Here is a 19,863-nt window from a genome sequence, read left to right on the forward strand (position 1 = left end):
TGATAATATAACGCGCAGGTTCCACAGCTTGCCCTGAGGGGTACGGCAGGGTCGGAAACCTCTCCTCCGTCATGCTCGGGCCTGTTCCGAGCATCTAAAACCTACCGATTTTACGATACGTGATTGTATCCTCGGGACAGGCCCGAGGATGACGTCGCGGGTGAATTATGGTGTCAGCAGTACCAAGGGCAAAGCCTCAAGGCTTGCCCTTTTCCCACGTCACCTGCTGGTTATAGAGAGGCACCGTCGAAATCGCCATCTTGGCCGAGCCATCCTTCAGCTCGCGCGCATGGACCAGATAGATCAGCGTGTCATTCGCCTTGTCGTAAACGCGACTGACGACCAGCTTCTTCCACACCAGCGACATGCCCTGCCGGAACACCTCTTCGCCGCCCTTCGACAGATCGATGTCGCCGATTTCGACCGGTCCCGTCTGGCTGCACGAAATGGCGTTGTTGGAAGGGTCCTCAAACCAATTGCCATTCTTCAGCCGGTCGATGACGCCACGATCGAAATAAGTGACATGGCAGGTCACGCCCTTGATCTTGGGATCGGCAATAGCCTCGATGACGATATCGTTGCCGATCCAATCGACACCGACCTTACCGACGACCTCCGAATGCGCAACCGTCACCGGAAACAACACCAGAAAGCCTGCAAACAAACCCGAGAGCGTTTTCATCGTCATCGCATGTTCTCCGTTATGCTACTTCAGACATAGGTGTGGGGAACGGTTACGCAACCCGCGAGACAACACGTTTTTTCATGCTGCAAGGCTGATAGCCCGTGGAAGTGAGACGGCCGGCAACCATGCCGATCTTTTCCGGCAGGTCGCGGATATGGTCAACGCGCAGCGCCCTGGCCGCCGCAATCGATGCCGCAGCGCAGACGACGGCATCTTCGGCGGCGTTATGGTGCACGAAACGCAGCTGTAGGTGATGGGCAATCACATTCAGCTTGTGCGACGCCAGCTGCGGCCAGACATGGCGGGCAATCTTGACGCTGCAAAGATAGGAAAGATCAGGATAGGACTGCCGGTATTTATCGAAGGAAGCCCGCATGACGCTGAAATCAAAGGCGGCATTGTGGGCAATCATCGTGGCGCCGTGGAAATCGTCGATGAATTCTTCCATCACATCAGGGAATTCCGGCGCATCCTCTACATCGGCAGGGCGAATACCGTGCACGGCAATATTGAAGGGCGAGAACCGCATGTCCTTCGGCCGGATGAGCCGTTCCTCGACGCGAACGATCTCACCGTCTTCTATCCACGCAAGCCCGATGGAGCAGGCGCTACCCCGTTCCTCATTGGCGGTCTCGAAATCGATGGCGATGGTTTTCAAGAGTGATTCCCGTTGTTTCATTCTGGCATAGACCGGATTGGCGTCAAAGAGAACCGGCTTCGGTAGACCCCGCTTCCGCAAGCATCCAGTCAAGCAGCCTCACAAGATCGGGATTATCAAGCATGCGCCGCGGATAAACCAGGAAATAGGCAAGCGTGCTGGCAATGTCCGTGCCGAAGGGAGCTATCAGCGCTCCCTCGGCAAGTTCGCGGGAAACAAGCGAGCGTCGCGTCAGCGCAACACCATGCCCGGCCTTGGCCGCATCCAGCGCGCCGTTGCTGTCGATGAATACGGTGCCCCCGGAAGCATCGACCTCTGTAGCGCCCGCCGTTTCCAGCCAGCGCCGCCACTCGTTGCGGTTTTCATCGTGCAGAAGCGGCACGCATTTCAGATCACCGGCCACCCGAAGCGGGCCATATTTTTCAAAAAGTTGTGGTGAGCAGACCGGCAAGGTGCTGTCGTCTATGAATCGGATGCTTTCCAGCCCTTCATAGCGACCAAAACCGTGACGCACGGCCAGATCGACATCGTCCCTTGAGAAATCCACCAGCCGGTTCGTCACGCTGATACGAACATCGACTTGCGGATGTTGTTGCTGAAAGCCGGGCAATCTCGGCATCAGCCATTGCACCGCAAAAGTTGGCGTGCAGCTTAACGTCAAGACCGTAATCTCTGATCGCGCCGTCAGTTCCGCCGTCGCCTCGCGCATCATCCGGAATGCGGTGCGAAGGGAACCGTAATACCGCTCCCCTTCCCTCGTCAGCTGGATGCTGCGCGGCTTGCGGACAAACAGCTGCACGCCAAGGCGGGCTTCCAGCTCCCGGATTTGCAGGCTGACCGCGCCGGGGGTGACGTTCAACTCGTTGGAGGCAAGCGTGACACTGCGGTAGCGCGCCGCAGCCTCAAAGGCCTGCAATCCTTTCAAGGAAGGGAGTTCTGCAACCATGGTTTAGCTGAGCTCAATTATCCGACGAGAAACTATCGTTTGAAAACAGCATAATATGAGGAGTAAATAGATGCAACGGGCGCGGACGGAACCAAGATTGCCAGACGACTGATTGAGATAAACTCAACCGATATCGGGTGGCTGAACGTGGCGTTCTCTGTGACTATTTCAATTTTTCAGCGGTGGGAGAGACGAAGGTGGCAATACAAAAACAGATGGATGCCAGCGAATGGGGGATGCTTGTGGCGCTCTCGCTGCTGTGGGGCGGATCGTTCTTTTTCATCGGCATTGCCGTCAAGGAACTGCCACCCGTCACCATCGTCACGCTGCGTGTCAGCCTCGCTGCCACGGCACTGCTGATCGTCTGCCGCATCATGGGCCTTCATCTGCCACGGCAATGGGCCGTATGGCGCGCCTTTTTCGGCATGGGCCTGCTCAACAACATCATTCCCTTCTGCCTGATCGTCTGGGGCCAGACCCATATTGCCAGCGGGTTGGCCTCGATCCTCAATGCGACGACGCCGCTCTTTACCGTCATGGTCGCCCATTTCCTCACAGCCGACGAGAAGATGACCGGCAACAAGCTGGCGGGTGTTCTCATCGGTTTTGCCGGCGTGGCGACGATGATCGGCCCGGCAGCCTTTGGCGGTGCGATCTCCGGCCTCTGGGGCCAGATTGCCATTCTCGGCGCAGCTATCTCCTATTCTTTCGCGGGCATATTCGGCCGCCGCTTCAAGGCCATGGGCGTGCCGCCACTGATGACCGCCACCGGCCAGATATCGTCTTCGACACTGATGCTGATCCCCGCCGCGCTCCTCATTGACAAGCCCTGGACGCTTGCCATGCCGAGCCTCGGCACCTGGGGCGCACTCATCGGTATCGCGCTCTTGTCCACGGCCCTGGCCTACCTCATCTTCTTTCGCATCCTTGCAACTGCCGGCGCCACCAATCTCGCGCTCGTCACCTTCCTCATTCCCGTCAGCGCCATCCTTCTCGGTTCGCTCATTCTCGGAGAACAGCTGGAAATCAAGCACTTCGCTGGAATGGCGATGATTGCCGCCGGCCTTGCCGCGATTGACGGCAGGCTGCCGGCAAAACTAAGAGATTTCCTGCGCAAGGCCCCCGCTTGACAGTGACAGTTCGTAAAAGCATTCTCGCCATCATGATCGCTATCAAAACGACGACCACCCGCCATATGACGATGACCGGTCAACCGGCAGGGGAAGGCATGTCCGCGCACTGAGCGATCAACATCCACCCCTGCCGATAAGAGCAGGGGTGTCACGCCTGCTCCGAACGCGCCACAAGGAGACAGGCATGAACATGAAACCAGCGGATATTACAAACAAGCCATTTGATCTGAAGGACGTTGTCCTGCGTGCGACCCGGCTTGAAGACGTCGAAGCCTTGACGGAAATGCTCAACCTTCCCGGCGTCCGGCACGGCACCCTTCGGCAACCTTTCCAGACGATTGAAAAGACGAGGAAATCGATAGAAAACCGAGCCCCTACCGACATCGTCATCGTCGCGGAGTGGCATGGAAAACTCGTTGGTAACGCCGGATTATATCGCAGAGCGGGCAGACAGTACCATGTCGCCGATCTTGCGATGTCCGTTCACGACCATTTCGCCGGAAAGGGCGTCGGTTCAAGGCTTCTGACGGCGCTCATCGACGCGGCCGATAACTGGCATGATATCCGCCGCATCGAACTGAATGTCTTCACCGACAATCTCGCCGCCCTCCGGCTCTATGAGAAACTCGGTTTCGAACGCGAGGGCACCTTGCGCAACGACGCCTTTCGCGACGGCAAATATGTCGACGCCTACGTCATGGCACGTCTGCGCTGATGTTTCAGGCGGACAAATGATCGGCAATCACTTCCCGAATGGTCCGACGTGACCATTCGGCCAGTTTCTCATCACGTCCACGTTCAGCCTCAAGCGTGATCAACGCCTTCCACAGCGCCCAGCCGCGCCCGCGCTGCCATGTGGCATTGTCGAGATCCATCGCCAGGCGAAAGACGTTCCGGCTTTCGGCGTCGAGCACGTTCCATGCCAGAATGAGATCGGAAGACGGGTCTCCGACGCCGGAACTGCCGAAGTCTATGACGGCTGAGACGCGGCCATCTCTTACAAGCAGATTGCCTTCGGCAATATCGCCATGCACCCAAACGCCCTGGCCCTGCCAGTTGCTCGAAAGAGCAAGCTGCCATATTTCCGTGGCCAGCCTCTGATCGACCTCATCGGCAAGGCGCAACGCCGCCGCCCTCGCCTCGCCGTCATAGACTGCAAGCGACCCACCGCGGTGGAAATTGTGCTCGCCCGCAAGCGGACCATCCGTCGCATCGATGCCGTGCAGGGATTTCAAAAACGCTGCTACGTCGACGGCTATTGTTGCGAGATTTATATGCCCAAGATGCCGGGTGAGAGGCCCGCCATCAAGCCAGCCATAAACGGACCATGGAAACGGATAATCTTGTCCCGGCTCACCAATCGCCAATGGCTTTGGGATCGGAAGAGGCAAAAGAGGCGCAAGCTTCGGCAGCCAGCGATGCTCCTTCTCCACCTGTGCCACATAGCGGCCAGCGCTCGGCAGGCGAACGAGCATATCATCACCAAGGCGGAAGCTGCGATTATCCCAGCCGCTCAGTTCCACCGGCCTGACATCAAGCCCCGCCCATTGCGGAAACTGGCTTGCGATCAGCGCTCGAACCTGCTGCGTAGAGATGACGATGCGGTCATCCATGTCCCGTTCCCMGTTTCAGGATGAGACCCATAGCGGCGCAAAACAACGAGGCGATGACGGTGCTTCAGCCACCGATCAGCGCCAGCCACTCGTCCTCGTCCATGGTCTGAACGCCCAGCTCCGCCGCTTTGGCAAGCTTGGAACCTGCCCCCGGCCCGGCCACCAGAATATCCGTCTTCTTCGATACGGAACCGGCCACCTTCGCGCCCAGACTTTCCGCACGGGCCTTGGCCTCGTCGCGCGTGAATTTTTCCAGAGACCCGGTAAAGACCACCGTCTTGCTCGCCACCGGGCTGCCTTCGGTCGAGGGCTTCTCGGCCTCCTTCGGCCGCAGCTCCCGTATCAGCCGGTCGATGACATCGAGATTGCGCGGTTCCTTGTAGAATTCGATGATGGCGCGCGCCACGACCTCGCCAATGCCATCGATACTGTTGAGTTCGGCCCAGGCATCGCTCGCCGGGTCGGCTGCCGCCTTCATGGCTTCCTCGAAATGCTCATAGGTGCCATAAGAACGCGCCAGAAGCTTCGCCGTGGTTTCACCGACGTGACGAATGCCGAGAGCGAAGATCAACCGATGCAGATCGATCTCGCGGCGGGCATCGATGGCATCGAACAGTTTCTTGACGCTGACCTTGCCGAAACCATCTATGTTTTCGAGCTTGGTAAGATGCGATGCCTCCTGCCGCGCCTTCAGCGTGAAAATATCAGGCGCGGTCTTGATGGAGAGGGCCGGATCCTCGCTTTCGAAGAAGAAATCGATCTGCTTGGTACCCAACCCCTCGATATCGAAAGCATTGCGTGAGACGAAATGTTTCAGATGCTCGACCGCCTGCGCCCGGCAGACGAAACCGCCGGTGCAGCGCGTGACCGAATCGAGCTTACCGGTCTTTTCATTGCGCTCCCGCACCGCATGGCTGCCGCACACAGGACATTTCTCCGGAAACGCATATTTCACCGCCTCAGCCGGGCGCTTCTCCAGAAGCACATCCAGCACCTGCGGAATGACATCGCCTGCACGCTGCACGATGACAGTATCGCCAATGCGGATATCATGATCCTCGGGCCGAATGCGCTCGCCGCTATTGCCGATACCCTCGATGTAATCGGCATTGTGTAGCGTCGCATTGGTGACGACGACGCCGCCGACGGTAATCGGGGTGAGACGCGCAACCGGTGTCAGCGCGCCGGTGCGCCCTACCTGGATTTCAATGTTCTCGACCGTGGTGAAGGCCTGCTCGGCCGGAAACTTGTGTGCGGTGGCCCAGCGCGGGCTGCGCGAACGGAAACCCAGCCGTTCCTGAAGGTCCAGCCGGTCGACTTTGTAGACCACGCCGTCGATATCGTAATCGAGATCGGGTCGCGCGACTCCGATTTCATTATAATGTTCAAGCAATTGTTCGGCAGAGGTGAATCGCTTCATCAGCGGATTGACCGGGAAACCCCATTCCCGGAATTTCTCGACGATACCATATTGCGTGTCGGCAATCCGCGTCGGCTGGCCGCCATTGGAGACCTCGCCAAGCGCATAGGCAAAGAACCGCAGCTTGCGTTTCGCCGTCACCTTGGCGTCAAGCTGGCGCAGCGAACCGGAAGCCGTGTTGCGCGGGTTCACGTAGGTCTGCTTGCCATCGGCCTCCATCTGGGCATTGAGCGCCATGAAGTCGCTCTTGGCCATATAGACCTCGCCGCGCACCTCCACCACATCGGGTACATCGGCAGGCAGCTGGTTCGGAATTTCCTTGATGGTCTTGATATTGGCGGTAACGTTCTCGCCCGTCGTGCCGTCGCCACGTGTTGCCGCCGTCTTAAGCTTGCCGTTCTCGTAGCGGATGGACATGGAAAGTCCGTCGATCTTCGGCTCGGCGGTAAAGGCAATCGAATCATCCGGCAGGTGCCCGAGGAAGCGATAGACCGAACTGACGAAATCGCGCAGATCACCTTCAGAAAACGTATTGTCGAGTGAAAGCATCGGCCGCGCATGCACGATGGGCGCGAAGGTGGGAAGCGGCGTGAAGCCGACTTTCTTCGACGGGCTGTCGGCCCGCACCAGCGCCGGGAAAGCCGCCTCTATGGCATCGTTGCGCCGCTTCAGCGCATCGTAGTCCGCGTCCGAAATTTCCGGCGCGTCCTTGCCATGATAAAGCGCATCGTGGCGGGCAAGCTCGGCTGCCAGAAATGCCAGCTCGGAAGAGGCCTCAAGCTCGGTCAGGTTTTCGACGGGAATCTGGTCTTTCGACATGGAAGAAGCCTCACGGATGAATCTGCAATGCTTTTAGCGAATTATTGGCAAACGCAAAACCATCCTCGCTTTTCAACAGGCGGGAATCCGCTATTCTGAGCATCCGGATGAAACAGAAGCCGGAGCCCCCATGGAACTCACCACCCTCATTGCCTTTGCAGCAGCCTTCTTCGTGTTCGCGGCCAGCCCCGGCCCGGACAATATGACGATCGTCGCCCGCACCATCACCCATGGTGCCGCCTCCGGCCTCGCCTATGGGGCCGGAACCGTGGCAGGAATATTGATATTCCTCACGCTTGCAGCCTTCGGCCTGTCGATCCTCGCCGCCGAAATGGGAACGGTGATGGCGGTGCTGCGCTATGGCGGCGCGGCCTATCTCATCTGGATGGGCTTCAAACTCTGGACAGCGGAACCTGTGGTTCCCGGTCTGCAACCCATGAATGGCCGCCATAGCCTTCTTTCGATATTCGCCACGGGAACCGCGCTCAATCTCGGAAATCCGAAAATGCCGCTCTTTTACGTGGCATTGTTACCGAACGTTGTCGGCGCCTCGCTGACGGTCGATCACCTTCTGGCGCTGGCATCCGTCATCGTCGTGGTGGAGGCGGTTGTGATCGGCGCTCATGTGGTTCTGGCTGTGCGGGCAAGAAAGCTGCTTCGTGAGCCAAGAATCGTCCGCAGGGTGAACCGGGCGGCGGGCGGCGTCATGATCGGCTCCGGCGTGGCGGTGGCCGTCAGCCGTTAATCCTTGGCGGCAAGCAGGCGGGCGGCGGCAGCCCTCGCCTCATCTGTCACCGAGGCACCGGCAAGCATGCGGGCGATTTCTTCGGTGCGATGTTTCGGCTCCATGGTAGCGACACGCGTGGCGATGCGCTCGGTGCCGTCGCCGGAGGGGCCTTTGGAAATGAGAAGATGTGTGGCCGCCCGCGCGGCCACCTGGGGCGCGTGGGTGACGGACAGAACCTGCACGGTTTTCGACAGACGACGCAGCCTCTGGCCAATGGCATCTGCCACAGCGCCGCCAACGCCCGTGTCGATTTCGTCGAACACCAGTGTCGGTGCCGATCCACGATCAGCCAGCGCGACTTTAAGCGCCAGCAGGAAACGGGACAATTCGCCGCCAGAAGCGACTTTCATGATCGGGCCGGGCCGCGTTCCAGGATTGGTCTGAACGTGGAATTCCACGATGTCGATACCGTCAGCCGTCGCTTGCTCCGGGTCGGAGCTGACTTCGACGGTAAAACGTGCCCGCTCCAGCTTGAGCGCCGGAAGCTCAGCCATGACAGCTTCGGAAAGCGCATTTGCCGCATTGCGGCGTTTTTCGGAAAGCGATTTGGCCGCGTGGTCGAAATCGGCTTTCACAACGCCGAGATTGGCTTCAAGTTTGCCGAGCTTTTCTTCGCCCGCATCGAGGTCGGCGAGATCCGCGACCATTTTTTCCGCAAGCGCCGGTAGATCAGGCACCGCGACATTATATTTGCGTCCGGCGGCGCGTAGCGCAAACAGCCGTTCCTCCACCCGCTCCAGCTCGCGTGGATCGAACTCGGTGCGGCGAAGTGCGGCTTCCACTTCCATCTGCGCGTTGGAAAGGCTGTCGAGCGCGGCATCCAGCAATTGCACAGTGTCTTCCAGCAATCCCGGCGCCTCGTGGCTCTTGCGTTCCAGGCGCCGCATCATGGATGCGATCATGGGCACTGGCGAGGCGTTGCCGTTCAGGAACTCGCTCGCTTCGGCGATATCACCGGCAATACGTTCGGATTTCTGCATCACCGCCCGACGTTCGGCAAGCTCCTCCTCCTCGCCGTCGCGCGGCGAGAGCACCTCAAGCTCCTCGACGGAGGAACGCAGATAGTCCGCCTCTCGGGCAGCAGCCTCAACCTTGGCACGATGGGTTTTCAACGCCCGCTCGGCGTCCTTCCATGTGCGGTAGAAACCCTGAACGGCACGGGCATCGTCGCTCAGCCCGGCAAAAGCATCCAGCAGCGTGCGGTGGGCATCGGTATCGACAAGAGCGCGGTCGTCGTGCTGGCCGTGAATTTCGACCAGTAGCTGCCCCAGCTGACGCATCATCTGCACGCTGATGGCCTGATCGTTGATATAGGCCTTGGTGCGTCCGTCTGCGGATTGCACGCGGCGGAAAATCAGGTCGCCATCGTCATCCAGACCGTTTTCGCGCAGGAGATGCCGTGTGGGGTGGCTGTTCGGAACTTCGAAAGTGGCAGTGACCTGTCCCTTCTCTTCCCCGTGGCGCACCAGACCGCCATCGCCGCGGCCCCCGAGGGCCAGCGACAGGCTGTCAAGCAGAATGGATTTGCCCGCGCCCGTCTCACCCGTCAACACGGAAAGGCCCGCCTCAAAGCCGAGGTCGAGCCTTTCAATCAGAACGATGTCACGAATCGAGAGCTGGACCAGCATGGCCTATGCCCTGTCTCAGGCGCCGATAAGCTTCTTGCCGGCGCGCGAAATCCAGGACCCCTTGTTTTCACGCGGCTCCAACCCACCGCCCTTCAGCAGCTTGTAGGAATCCGCATACCATTGGCTGTCGGGATAGTTGTTGCCGAGAACGGCGGCCGCAGTCTGCGCCTCGTCGGAAAGACCCATCGCATAATAGGATTCCGTCAAACGGGCCAGCGCTTCCTCGATCTGGTTGGTGTTCTGGTATTGCTCGACGACGATACGGAAACGCGAAACGGCGGCGAGATATTCCTTGCGCTCAAGGTAATAACGGCCGACCTGCATTTCGCGGCCAGCGAGCTGGTCGCGGGCGAAACGGATTTTGGCCTGCGCGTCGGCGACATATTCCGAATCAGGGTAGTCGTTGACCACCTTGCTCATCGCCTCGACCGTGCGCTGCGCGGCGCGCTGGTCCTGCGTCACGTCGGAAATCTGCTTCGAATAGGCAAGACCGATCATGTACTGAACGTAGGCGGCATCCTTGGAGCGCGGATATTGGCGCAGGAAGCGGCTGCCCGACGCGATGGCCACGTCGTTCTTGTTGGTGCGAGTGGCGATGAAGGTCTGCATCACAAGCGCCTTCTGGCCCCATTCGGTGAAGGGATATTGCTTGTCGATCGCCTCGAACTTGCGTGAGGCTTCCGTCATGTTGCCGGCGTTCATGTTTGCAAGCCCCTGCTTGTACAGAACGTCTGGCGGATCGGTCTCGACGCCGAGCTTGGTAATGTCGATATCCGGATCGGACTGGCAGGCCGTGACAGCAACACTCGCACCGACCAACATCAACGAAACGGCGATCCCCCGCATCGTACCCTTCATTGCACCAGACCCTACATGCTTCATTCGACAGTTCCCACTTCCCGCGCAAATACATAAGCATCGGCTTTGCACTGGCGTTTCTAGCCATAAAAGCATCTGCAGGGCAACGCAATGATGATGCATTAACGCATTTTTATGGCATCGGCCCATGCAATCGCATGAATATCAGGCGGTATGACAAAACATCCCGCCCCTCATCGTGAAAAAGCCGCCCCGAAACGGAGCGGCTTTTTCTGTCAATCAATAGCCTGCAAACAAACTCAAGCGGACCAGGGTGCAAATTCCGGCATGTTGACCGGAACGAATTCGCGGGCACGTACCTGGTTGCGGGCGGCCGGAGCCTCCACGATCTCATAGGCCGAGCGGTCGCTCAGCAAAGCCTTCAGCGCGTTGGCATTGACCTTGTGGCCGCCGCGATACGAGCGATAGCAACCGATGAACTGCGCACCGGCAAGTGCCAGGTCGCCCACGGCGTCCAGCGTCTTATGGCGAACGAATTCGTCCTTGGCATAACGCAGGCCTTCCATGTTGATGACGCTATTGTCGTCGGAGATGACAACAGAGTTTTCAAGCGAGGAGCCGAGTGCGTAACCGGCAGCCCACAGGCGCTCCACGTCACGCATGAAGCCGAAGGTGCGGGCGCGCGAAAGCTCGTTCTTGAACGTATCCGCCGTCAGGTCGCCCTTCCAGGACTGCTTGCCGATTAGCGGCGTGTCGAAATCGATATCGACCTCGAACCGCGTGCCGTCGTAAGGGCGGAACTCCGCCCAGGATGCACCCGAATCGATGCGCACCGGCTTGATGACGCGGATATAGCGGCGCTTCACACCAAGGTTCTTGATGCCAGCCGATTCGATCGCATCGATAAATGGCGCAGAGCTGCCGTCCATGATCGGCACTTCCGGACCGTCGACCTCAACGACGAGGTTATCGAGGCCCATGGCGTAGATGGCAGCCATGACGTGCTCGACCGTTGCCACTGACTGGGATAGCGAGCGGCCGAGCACGGTGCACAGATCGGTATTGCCGACATTGGAAGACACCGCCTTCAACTCGGTTACGCTGCCATTTTCATGAAGGCGCTGAAACACGATGCCCGTTCCTGCTTCTGCGGGCTGGAACGTCATCGAAGCCGGATTGCCGGAATGCACGCCAATGCCCTTGAGCTGAACAGCATTTGCGATAGTCGTCTGAAATCCGAGCAGTCCGATAGTCATGCGTATATGCCTTGTTTTGAAAACCGCGCCGTATATTCAGCGCCGTTCAAGTTTTTCAAGCCGGTTTCAACAACCGGCGAGGTCAATGTTTTCCCTTACCCAGCCTCATACATACGCACATGAAAGTGCCAGGACAAATCACTGTTCGTTTCGGATTGTTACACGCACAAGCCATTGAAAAGATGAATTAATTTACTGTTAATAACGCACAATAAAACAAAACGCCCGGGTCGTGTGACCCGGGCGTTTGGAGAGGCGAACGGAATCGCTGTTAGTTGGACTGGCGACGCAGGAACGCCGGAATTTCCAGCTGGTCGTCGTCATGGTGGCTTGCCGAAGAAGGCGTCGCACGACCGTGATCGTCAAGCTGGCCACGACGCGGAGCGTAGAGGCTGGCTTCCGGCGAAAGCGCGCGGCGCTGCTGCGGCGCCATGCTCGGCGCATCCATCATTTCGGAAGGAACTTCTTCCTCTTCGCGTCGGCCAAGCGAGTTGGTGATGCGCTTCAGAAGACCCATCGGGCCACGCTCTTCCTGGGCTGCAGGAGCTGCGTGGGCACGGTGATCCATCTCGGCCTTTACGACCGGCGGAAAGTCCTCAACCTTCGGCATGCGGACAGGCTCGGGCTGGCGGGCAACAGGAGCCTGCTCCTGATAGACCGGAGCCTGCGGCTGTTGCAGACGCGGAGCGGCAACCTGTTCCGGCGCGTGATAGACCGGTGCCGGGGCAACAGGTGCCGGAGCAGCCTGCTGAACCGGCTGTGCCGGACGGAGAGCCGCCGGTGCTTCAGCCGGAGCGGATGCAAACAGCTTGCTCTGCGGACGGAAATCCTGAGAGGGCTGCTGGTGTGCTGCGAAACCAAGTTCACGTTCCATTTCGGCTTCCGCCGAACGGATGGTCTGGGCGATCTGGTCTACGGTCTTTGGTGCCTGCGATACTGCTTGTGCAGGCTGAACTGCGGCCGGAGCGGGAGCAACGGCCGCGGAAGGACGGATAAGCGGCTTGGCGGCTGCGGCGCGCATATCGGCAACGTTCTGTTCGCCAACGCCCGCAACGCGGTCGATGCCGGTCGCGACGACGGAGACGCGGATGAGACCTTCAAGTGCCTCGTCGAAGGTTGCGCCGAGGATGATGTTCGCATCCGGATCGACTTCTTCGCGAATACGGGTAGCCGCTTCGTCGACTTCGAACAGGGTAAGATCGCGACCGCCGGTGATGGAGATCAGGAGGCCCTGTGCGCCCTTCATCGAGGTTTCGTCGAGCAGCGGGTTGGCGATTGCCGCTTCCGCAGCCTGCATCGCACGGCCAGGACCGGAAGCTTCGCCAGTACCCATCATTGCGCGGCCCATTTCACGCATGACCGAGCGAACGTCAGCAAAGTCGAGGTTGATGAGACCTTCCTTCACCATCAGATCGGTAATGCAGGCAACGCCGGAATAGAGAACCTGGTCAGCCATGGCGAAGGCATCGGCAAAGGTCGTCTTGTCGTTGGCAATGCGGAAGAGGTTCTGGTTCGGAATGACGATCAGCGTATCGACGGACTTCTGCAGTTCCTCGATGCCCTGTTCGGCAAGACGCATGCGGCGACCGCCTTCGAAATGGAAAGGCTTGGTAACGACGCCGACCGTCAGGATGCCCTTGTTGCGGGCAGCCTGTGCAACGACAGGTGCAGCACCGGTGCCCGTACCACCACCCATGCCGGCAGTGACGAAGCACATGTGGGTGCCGTTCAGGTGATCGATGATCTCATCGATGCATTCTTCAGCGGCGGCGCGTCCGACTTCCGGCTGGGAACCGGCACCGAGACCCTCGGTGACGTTGACGCCGAGCTGGATGACCCGGTCTGCCTTCGTCATGGTCAGAGCCTGTGCATCCGTGTTGGCGACGACGAAATCGACACCCTGGAGGCCAGCCGTGATCATGTTGTTGACAGCGTTACCGCCACCGCCGCCGACACCGAAAACAGTGATGCGTGGCTTCAGCTCGGTGATATCAGGCTTTTGCAGCTGTATCGTCATTTTACCATTCCTTCTTTCTCTGGCCGCATCGCCCCGCTGGCCGATTCTTGAAAACTCAACTTGGAAACCTCAGGCTCACGCCACGAGGCTACTCAGAAACTCTCTTTCAGCCATTGCCCTACCCGGGCTATCCGGCCGCTACCCGTACCAAACGGCGAGAACATTCCGCCTTGCGCCGCATGAATTTCGATGTCCGCCACCTGCGGATAGATCATCAGTCCGCATGCGGTTGAAAATGCCGGTCCCTTTGCCGCAACCGGAAGACCCGCAACCCCCATGGGGCGGCCGATACGAACGTTGCGGGCAAGAATTCGCCGTGCCGTTTCCGGCAGCCCCGTCAGCTGGCTCGCGCCGCCCGTCAGGACAACACGTTTGCCGACGATGGGGCTGAAGCCGGACTTCTGGATACGATCACGGATCAATTCCAGCGTCTCTTCGATACGCGCCCGCACGATGCGGGTAACAAGTGCCCTTGAAACTTGCGATGGTTGATCGCGATCATCTTCGCCAATCGGCGGGATCGAAATCATGTCGCGCTCATCCGCGCCATTCAGCAAAGCCGAACCATGCACCACCTTCAGTCTCTCCGCATCTTCGATTCGTGTCGAGAGGCCTCGTGCAAGATCTGTCGTAACGTGATGGCCGCCAAGGCCGATCGCGTCGGTATGAATGAGACGGCCTTCGGCGAAAACCGAGATCGTCGTGGTGCCGCCGCCCATGTCGATGGCCGCACAGCCAAGCTCGACCTCGTCATCGACCAATGCCGCAAGACCGCTGGCATAGGGCGTCGCCACCATGCCCTCGACCGAGAGATGCGCGCGATTGACGCAAAGCTCGAGGTTCTTCAGCGCCGTGCGTTCGACAGTCACCACATGCATGTCGACACCGAGAAGATCGCCATACATCGACAGCGGATCACGAATGCCTCGCTCGCCATCCAGCGAATAGCCTGTTGGCAGCGAATGCAGGATCGCCCGGTCCTGACGCATGGACTGCTGGCTCGCCGCCACCAGAACCTTGCGCAGGTCGCTTGCTTCGACTTCCTGTCCGCCGAGATCGATGCTCGCGGTATAGATGTCGCTTGCCAGCCGGCCGGCGGAAACATTGACGATCAGGCTGTCGACGGTCAGGCCTGCCATGCGCTCGGCCGCATCCACCGAAAGACGGATCACGCCTTCGAGCGCGTCAAGATCGGCGATCACGCCGGATTTCACACCGCGCGAGCGCTGGTGACCAATGCCGATGATTTCCACCTTGTGGGTGCGACCCGGCAGGATTTCGCTTTCCTGGCGCGGCGTCAGCCGTCCGATCATGCAAACGACCTTGGTCGAGCCGATGTCGAGCACCGAGACGATGTGGCTGCGCTTGGAAGACAGCGGCTTCAGACGAGGCAGGCCGAAATGGGAAGAACCAAAAAAGCTCATGTGTTCTTCTCCGCTTTCTTGAGTGCCTTCGTGCGTGCATCTACCGCCGTCTGGCGGCGCTCTGCTGCACCTTCGGTCAACTGGATCGTTGTGCGGTCCGTCAGACGCAGATCGACGGCAGCGACATCACGCGACAGAACCTTTTCCTCGAGATCGAGCCGTGCCAGCAATTGCAGTGCCTGCGGCAGGTTCTCTTCCGGCAGCTTGACGACGATGCCGTTGTCGAGATGCAGATCCCAGCGGCGGCCGGCAATGCGAACATAGGCGCGAACGCGATTGCGAATTTCCGGCCAATCGGCCAGTTGCGCTACGAAACCGGCAGCACCCGTTTCCGCGTCGCGTCCGACGAACAGCGGCAGGGCGGCAAATTTATTGTCACGCAGCGGCGCGATCACGCTGCCGCTTTTTTCGATCAGCGACAGTTCCGTGCCATGCTGCCAGATGCCGAAAGCTTCACGCTCCTTCAGGCGAACCTCAACCGTCTTCGGGTAGACCTTGCGGATATCAACATCTTCGACCCAGGGAAGCTGGACGAGCTTGCGGCGTGCCGCATCGATATCAAGCGCAATCAGGGAGGTGCTGCCGTCAAGGCCGAGAAGCTGGAAGACTTCGATTTCCGATGTCTGCAAATTGCCGGATACCTTGACGTCCTCAACCGCAAAACCGGCGGCCGAGGTCGTGGTCTGGGTGACGATATTCGTATGTCCGCCAAGCGACATGCCGTAAAGCCCGATCACCGCGTAAAAGGCAACAGCCGAAATCGTGCCGGTATGGGCGGGAATGTGGATGCGTCCGGTCGCAAGGCTGACGCCGAAACGCACGAAACGACGCAGCGGACGCGGCAGCACCCTGCGATCGTCGGCATTTGCCGTCGCCACGAATTGCTCGCGCTTTTTTGCCGTCGACTTTTTGCCGGTCACCGCAAACACGAAGCGTCCTCCACCATCCAGCTGACAAGGTTACCAAAGGAGCGGCCAGCATGGGCCGCCATTTCCGGCACCAGGGAGGTCGGCGTCATGCCCGGCTGCGTATTCACTTCAAGCCAGATAACTTCGCCATCTTCTGAGAAGCGGTCGTCGTAACGAAAGTCTGAACGGCTTACGCCACGGCACCCGATCGCCCGATGCGCCATAACCGCCAGTGTTTGAATTTTTTGGTAAATTTTTGGTGAAATTTCTGCCGGAATGACATGCTTTGAGCCACCGGCTGCGTATTTAGCGTCATAATCATAGAAATTGTGACCCAGCGGCACCACTTCCGTCACTCCTAGCGCCTCGCCGTCGAGCACGCCGCAGGTCAGTTCGCGACCATGGATGTAACGCTCGACCATGACGTGATCGCCGTAACGCCATTCGGACGAGGTAAGGATTTGCGGCGGATGCGACTGGTCTTCCTTGACGATCACCACACCGAAGCTCGAGCCTTCGCGCACCGGCTTCACGACGTAGGGCGGCGCAAGCGGATGTTCGCTGGTGAATTCGAACCGGTTCATGACGCGTTCGTCAGCCACCGGAATGCCAGCAGCCGCAGCCACTTTCTTGGCCTGCGCCTTGTCCATGGCAAGTGCAGAAGCGAGCACGCCGGAATGGGTATAGGGAATGGCGAGATATTCGAGAATGCCTTGAATGGTGCCGTCTTCACCGAAGGGGCCATGCAGCGCATTGAAGGCGACATCCGGGCGCAGCTCGCCGAGTACGGCGGCGATATCGCGCCCCACATCGACCCGGGTGACCTTGTACCCCTCGCCCTCAAGGGCGAGCGCGCAAGCGTTCCCGGACGAGAGGCTGACCGGCCGCTCCGACGAAAACCCACCCAAAAGAACAGCTACGTGCTTGCCGCCCATCGATACCTCTGACACCAAATCTCCGCTACGATCCGCACCGGAACCAACCGAATTTGACGAACGGTGATTCTGGCACATGATCCTTGAGATCAGTTAAACGCCATTAAGGTTAATGAATCGTTTACTTTCGTTAACCGCCGCGCCCAACATGCCAGTTCCATTAAAGAATCAGCATCGATCCGAATTACCTCCTTGGAATCAGAGAGTTGGACGGATTGCAACATGCAGGTTTTCAATGATCGGAAATAGAACGAGGGTGCCGCACACTTCTATCCCTGATAAAGACAAGGCGAAAACGTTAACGGATGATGCTTTTCCCCAGCGAAAATTATCTGACGTTTCAGCATTTTAAATCCGTCGCCTGAATCAGTCTCTCAATCTTGAGACTGCGTCCTCGCACACGCTGCGGTGCCTGTCGCGCCAGCCGATCACATTGTCCGCATTATTTCTTTTTTAGCATTCCAAAAGAACAAAAATTGCGTTAACGCAGTCAATGCCTCCCAAGGCATGACATGCAATCATCCAAAAATGGGACCAAAACCATGACTGACGCGGTATCTCAGGTATCGCCGACAGCTGGCAATTCGAACGTTGTAAAGACAAATTCGCCTGCACGAGTTCTCACTGCCAGCCTGGTCGGCACGACCATCGAGTTTTTCGATTTTTACGTTTACGCCACGGCCGCAGTGCTCGTGTTTCCGACATTGTTCTTCCCGAACAATGATCCGATGACGGCACTTCTGGCATCCTTCGCCACCTTCTCCATCGCCTTTTTCGCCCGCCCGCTCGGCGCCGTCGTTTTCGGCCATTATGGTGACCGCGTCGGCCGTAAAGCTACGCTTGTCGCCGCTCTGCTGACCATGGGCGTATCGACGGTCGTGATCGGCCTTCTGCCGTCCTATGAGACAGCCGGTGTTCTGGCACCTCTGTTGCTGGCGCTTTKCCGCTTCGGTCAGGGCTTCGGTCTTGGCGGAGAATGGGGTGGCGCGGTCCTGCTCGCCACGGAAAACGCTCCTCCCGGCAAGCGCAGCTGGTACGGGATGTTTCCGCAGCTCGGCGCGCCCGTCGGTCTGTTCCTCTCCTCCGGCGTCTTCTGGATCCTGCTGCACTTCATGTCGCAGGAAGCGCTTCTGAGCTGGGGCTGGCGCATTCCCTTCGTCGCTTCGATCATCCTGATCGCGGTTGGCATGTGGGTTCGTCTGTCGATCACCGAAACGCCAGCCTTCCAGAAGGCGATCGAAAAGGAAGAACGTGTTGCCGTGCCGGTCGTGGAACTGTTCCGCAACCACAAGCGCAGCCTCGCGCTCGGCACTTTCGTAGCGTTGGCTACCTTCGTGCTGTTCTATATCGGTACCGCCTATCTGCTGTCCTACAACGTCAAGGTTCTGAAAATCCCGTTCCTCGACGCACTCGAAGTGCAGATCATGGGCTCCATCGTTTTCGGCATCTTCATCCCGATCGCCGGCAAGCTCGCTGAGCGCTTCGGCCGTCGCGAAATCCTGATCCTGACGACGGTGCTGATCGGCCTGTTCTCGTTCCTGCTGCCTACCCTGATGACAGGCGGCGAAGGCTCGATCTTCATCTTCGCGGCCCTTGCGATGACGCTGATGGGCATGACCTACGGCCTGATTGGAACGGCGCTTGCCGCCCCCTTCCCGACAAGGGTGCGCTACACCGGCTCGTCCATCACCTTCAACATGGCCGGCATCTTCGGCGCATCGCTGGCGCCCTACATCGCCACATGGCTGCAGGTGAATTACGGCATGGGATATGTCGGATATTACCTCTGCGTATCCGCCCTCATCACGCTCGCCTGCATTCTTCTGTCCCGCAAGGATGAAGTCTGAGCGACAGGCCACTAAAAGATCGGGGCCGCGAAATCACCTTTCGCGGCCTTTTTTTGTCTGTGATGATCCTCAGGCGATAATTTGACGGCCACCTTTCGCGCCCGACGAACAGATGCGATTACGCCCGCTACGTTTCGCCTCGTAGAGCGCCATATCCGCATTGTGCATGACCTTCTCGAAAATCTCCCTGTTCCCGCGCAAGGCCACACCTATCGAGATGGTGGTACTGATCTGCAAATCCTGAAAATGAACCGTTGTCGTGGCGATGTTCTCACGGACGCCTTCGCACTGTTCCAGGAACCGGTCCGGGGCAAGGGTGTGGACGACGACAAACTCTTCACCGCCCATCCGCGCCACATGAGCGGCTTCATCGAAACCTTCCCGAATTGTCTTGGCGACACTGGAGATAACCATGTCACCAGCCAAATGGCCGTACCTGTCATTCACGGACTTAAAATGATCAATGTCGATAAATGCGACGCAATACGGCGTGCTCAGGTGAACGCAATTCGAATAAAGACCTAGCCGGTTGTGAAGACCTGTCAGAGCATCAGTCTGGCTGAGCTGCGCAAAACGCTCGTGTGACTGGATCAGTAACTGCATCTGCCTCGCATTGAGCCAGCAAATTAAAAAACCGACGGTGAAAGAGATTGTCGTACTAAGGACCAGGCCGATTGTGAGCCCATTGCTCAAGTCCGAGACCAGGTCCAACTGCGCCATCGTCAGGATCGCAACGACACAGATAACGGCGGCTATGGAAGCGATCAGGCAAGCCAATCGAAATGATGACTGTACCGGGTCAAGCCGACGCCATCCATCCGGTGTCGCCACGGTGAAAGTCGTTATCGCGACGAGTTCGCTTAAAAAACGTGACAGCTGTCCGCTTACGCGATCGGCAATGAAAATGCTCATAAATATCACCCAAGCAGTAGAGTGGCGCAACGCTGCCTCTCCCGTAATCTAAATAC

The 19,863-nt window shown here is 58.7% G+C and carries 17 protein-coding genes; 4 read left to right on the plus strand and 13 right to left on the minus strand.

Translation table 11 applies throughout. From position 1 onward, the window contains the following. Nucleotides 1-196: 196 nt before the first annotated feature. From AC1DCP_RS23750 to gcvA, 3 genes are read right to left on the minus strand one after another with little or no spacing between them, the layout of a single operon-like run. Nucleotides 197-688, minus strand: coding sequence for a CreA family protein (locus AC1DCP_RS23750; RefSeq protein WP_003513184.1), 492 nt, complete (start codon nt 686-688; stop codon nt 197-199). Nucleotides 689-734: 46 nt separating this feature from the next. Then, on the minus strand, nt 735-1,343 hold the full coding sequence (locus AC1DCP_RS23755; RefSeq protein WP_013636498.1) for a 3'-5' exonuclease: 609 nt from the start codon (nt 1,341-1,343) through the stop codon (nt 735-737). A gap of 43 nt (nt 1,344-1,386) precedes the next feature. Continuing rightward, complete coding sequence (gcvA, locus tag AC1DCP_RS23760) at nt 1,387-2,289, minus strand: transcriptional regulator GcvA (protein ID WP_003513188.1); 903 nt, start codon at nt 2,287-2,289, stop codon at nt 1,387-1,389. A 197-nt stretch (nt 2,290-2,486) separates the two neighbouring features. Between gcvA and AC1DCP_RS23765 the strand changes: the two genes are divergently transcribed. After that, nucleotides 2,487-3,419, plus strand: a complete 933-nt coding sequence (locus AC1DCP_RS23765) for a DMT family transporter (protein ID WP_065687390.1) — start codon at nt 2,487-2,489, stop codon at nt 3,417-3,419. A 187-nt stretch (nt 3,420-3,606) separates the two neighbouring features. Then, nucleotides 3,607-4,137, plus strand: a complete 531-nt coding sequence (locus tag AC1DCP_RS23770; protein WP_065687188.1) for a GNAT family N-acetyltransferase — start codon at nt 3,607-3,609, stop codon at nt 4,135-4,137. Nucleotides 4,138-4,141: 4 nt separating this feature from the next. Here the strand turns inward: AC1DCP_RS23770 and AC1DCP_RS23775 are convergent, their stop codons facing one another. Both AC1DCP_RS23775 and ligA read right to left on the minus strand, forming a co-directional pair. Then, the gene (locus AC1DCP_RS23775) at nt 4,142-5,035 is read right to left on the minus strand and encodes an aminoglycoside phosphotransferase family protein (protein WP_065687187.1); all 894 of its coding nucleotides are present in this window, start codon (nt 5,033-5,035) and stop codon (nt 4,142-4,144) included. Nucleotides 5,036-5,099: 64 nt separating this feature from the next. Next, nucleotides 5,100-7,274 (minus strand): NAD-dependent DNA ligase LigA, encoded by a 2,175-nt coding sequence (ligA, locus tag AC1DCP_RS23780; protein ID WP_065687186.1) that lies wholly within the window; start codon nt 7,272-7,274, stop codon nt 5,100-5,102. Nucleotides 7,275-7,404: 130 nt separating this feature from the next. Between ligA and AC1DCP_RS23785 the strand changes: the two genes are divergently transcribed. Beyond that, nucleotides 7,405-8,019, plus strand: coding sequence for a LysE family translocator (locus AC1DCP_RS23785; protein ID WP_013636505.1), 615 nt, complete (start codon nt 7,405-7,407; stop codon nt 8,017-8,019). On the opposite strand, the gene recN is transcribed toward AC1DCP_RS23785, so the two are convergent. From recN to AC1DCP_RS23820, 7 genes are all read right to left on the minus strand, one after another. Then, nucleotides 8,016-9,689 carry a DNA repair protein RecN gene (gene recN, locus AC1DCP_RS23790; protein ID WP_065687185.1) on the minus strand — a complete coding sequence of 558 codons (1,674 nt, stop codon included), beginning with the start codon at nt 9,687-9,689 and terminating at the stop codon, nt 8,016-8,018. The two genes, AC1DCP_RS23785 and recN, sit on opposite strands and share 4 nt — an antisense overlap. A gap of 15 nt (nt 9,690-9,704) precedes the next feature. Next, a complete protein-coding gene (locus AC1DCP_RS23795) occupies nt 9,705-10,571 on the minus strand; it encodes an outer membrane protein assembly factor BamD (protein ID WP_003513201.1) in 867 nt (288 codons plus the stop codon). A 236-nt stretch (nt 10,572-10,807) separates the two neighbouring features. Continuing rightward, nucleotides 10,808-11,764 (minus strand): UDP-3-O-acyl-N-acetylglucosamine deacetylase, encoded by a 957-nt coding sequence (lpxC, locus tag AC1DCP_RS23800; protein ID WP_003513204.1) that lies wholly within the window; start codon nt 11,762-11,764, stop codon nt 10,808-10,810. A 271-nt stretch (nt 11,765-12,035) separates the two neighbouring features. Continuing rightward, complete coding sequence (gene ftsZ / locus AC1DCP_RS23805) at nt 12,036-13,781, minus strand: cell division protein FtsZ (RefSeq protein WP_003513206.1); 1,746 nt, start codon at nt 13,779-13,781, stop codon at nt 12,036-12,038. Between the two features lie 92 nt (nt 13,782-13,873). Beyond that, nucleotides 13,874-15,205: a cell division protein FtsA gene (gene ftsA, locus AC1DCP_RS23810; protein ID WP_003513208.1), complete on the minus strand. Its 1,332-nt coding sequence runs from the start codon at nt 15,203-15,205 to the stop codon at nt 13,874-13,876. Continuing rightward, nucleotides 15,202-16,134 (minus strand): cell division protein FtsQ/DivIB, encoded by a 933-nt coding sequence (locus tag AC1DCP_RS23815; RefSeq protein WP_003513210.1) that lies wholly within the window; start codon nt 16,132-16,134, stop codon nt 15,202-15,204. Before AC1DCP_RS23815 ends, ftsA begins: the two co-directional genes overlap by 4 nt. After that, the gene (locus tag AC1DCP_RS23820) at nt 16,122-17,048 is read right to left on the minus strand and encodes a D-alanine--D-alanine ligase (protein ID WP_003513211.1); all 927 of its coding nucleotides are present in this window, start codon (nt 17,046-17,048) and stop codon (nt 16,122-16,124) included. The genes AC1DCP_RS23815 and AC1DCP_RS23820 overlap by 13 nt, the downstream gene beginning before the upstream one ends. A gap of 542 nt (nt 17,049-17,590) precedes the next feature. Here AC1DCP_RS23820 and AC1DCP_RS23825 point away from each other — a divergent pair. After that, nucleotides 17,591-18,895, plus strand: a complete 1,305-nt coding sequence (locus tag AC1DCP_RS23825; protein ID WP_476774689.1) for an MFS transporter — start codon at nt 17,591-17,593, stop codon at nt 18,893-18,895. 69 nt (nt 18,896-18,964) lie between these two features. Here the strand turns inward: AC1DCP_RS23825 and AC1DCP_RS23830 are convergent, their stop codons facing one another. After that, the gene (locus AC1DCP_RS23830; protein WP_236736180.1) at nt 18,965-19,807 is read right to left on the minus strand and encodes a GGDEF domain-containing protein; all 843 of its coding nucleotides are present in this window, start codon (nt 19,805-19,807) and stop codon (nt 18,965-18,967) included. Between the last annotated feature and the right edge of the window lie 56 nt (nt 19,808-19,863).

It is taken from the genome of Agrobacterium sp. 10T429, from assembly GCF_056393925.1.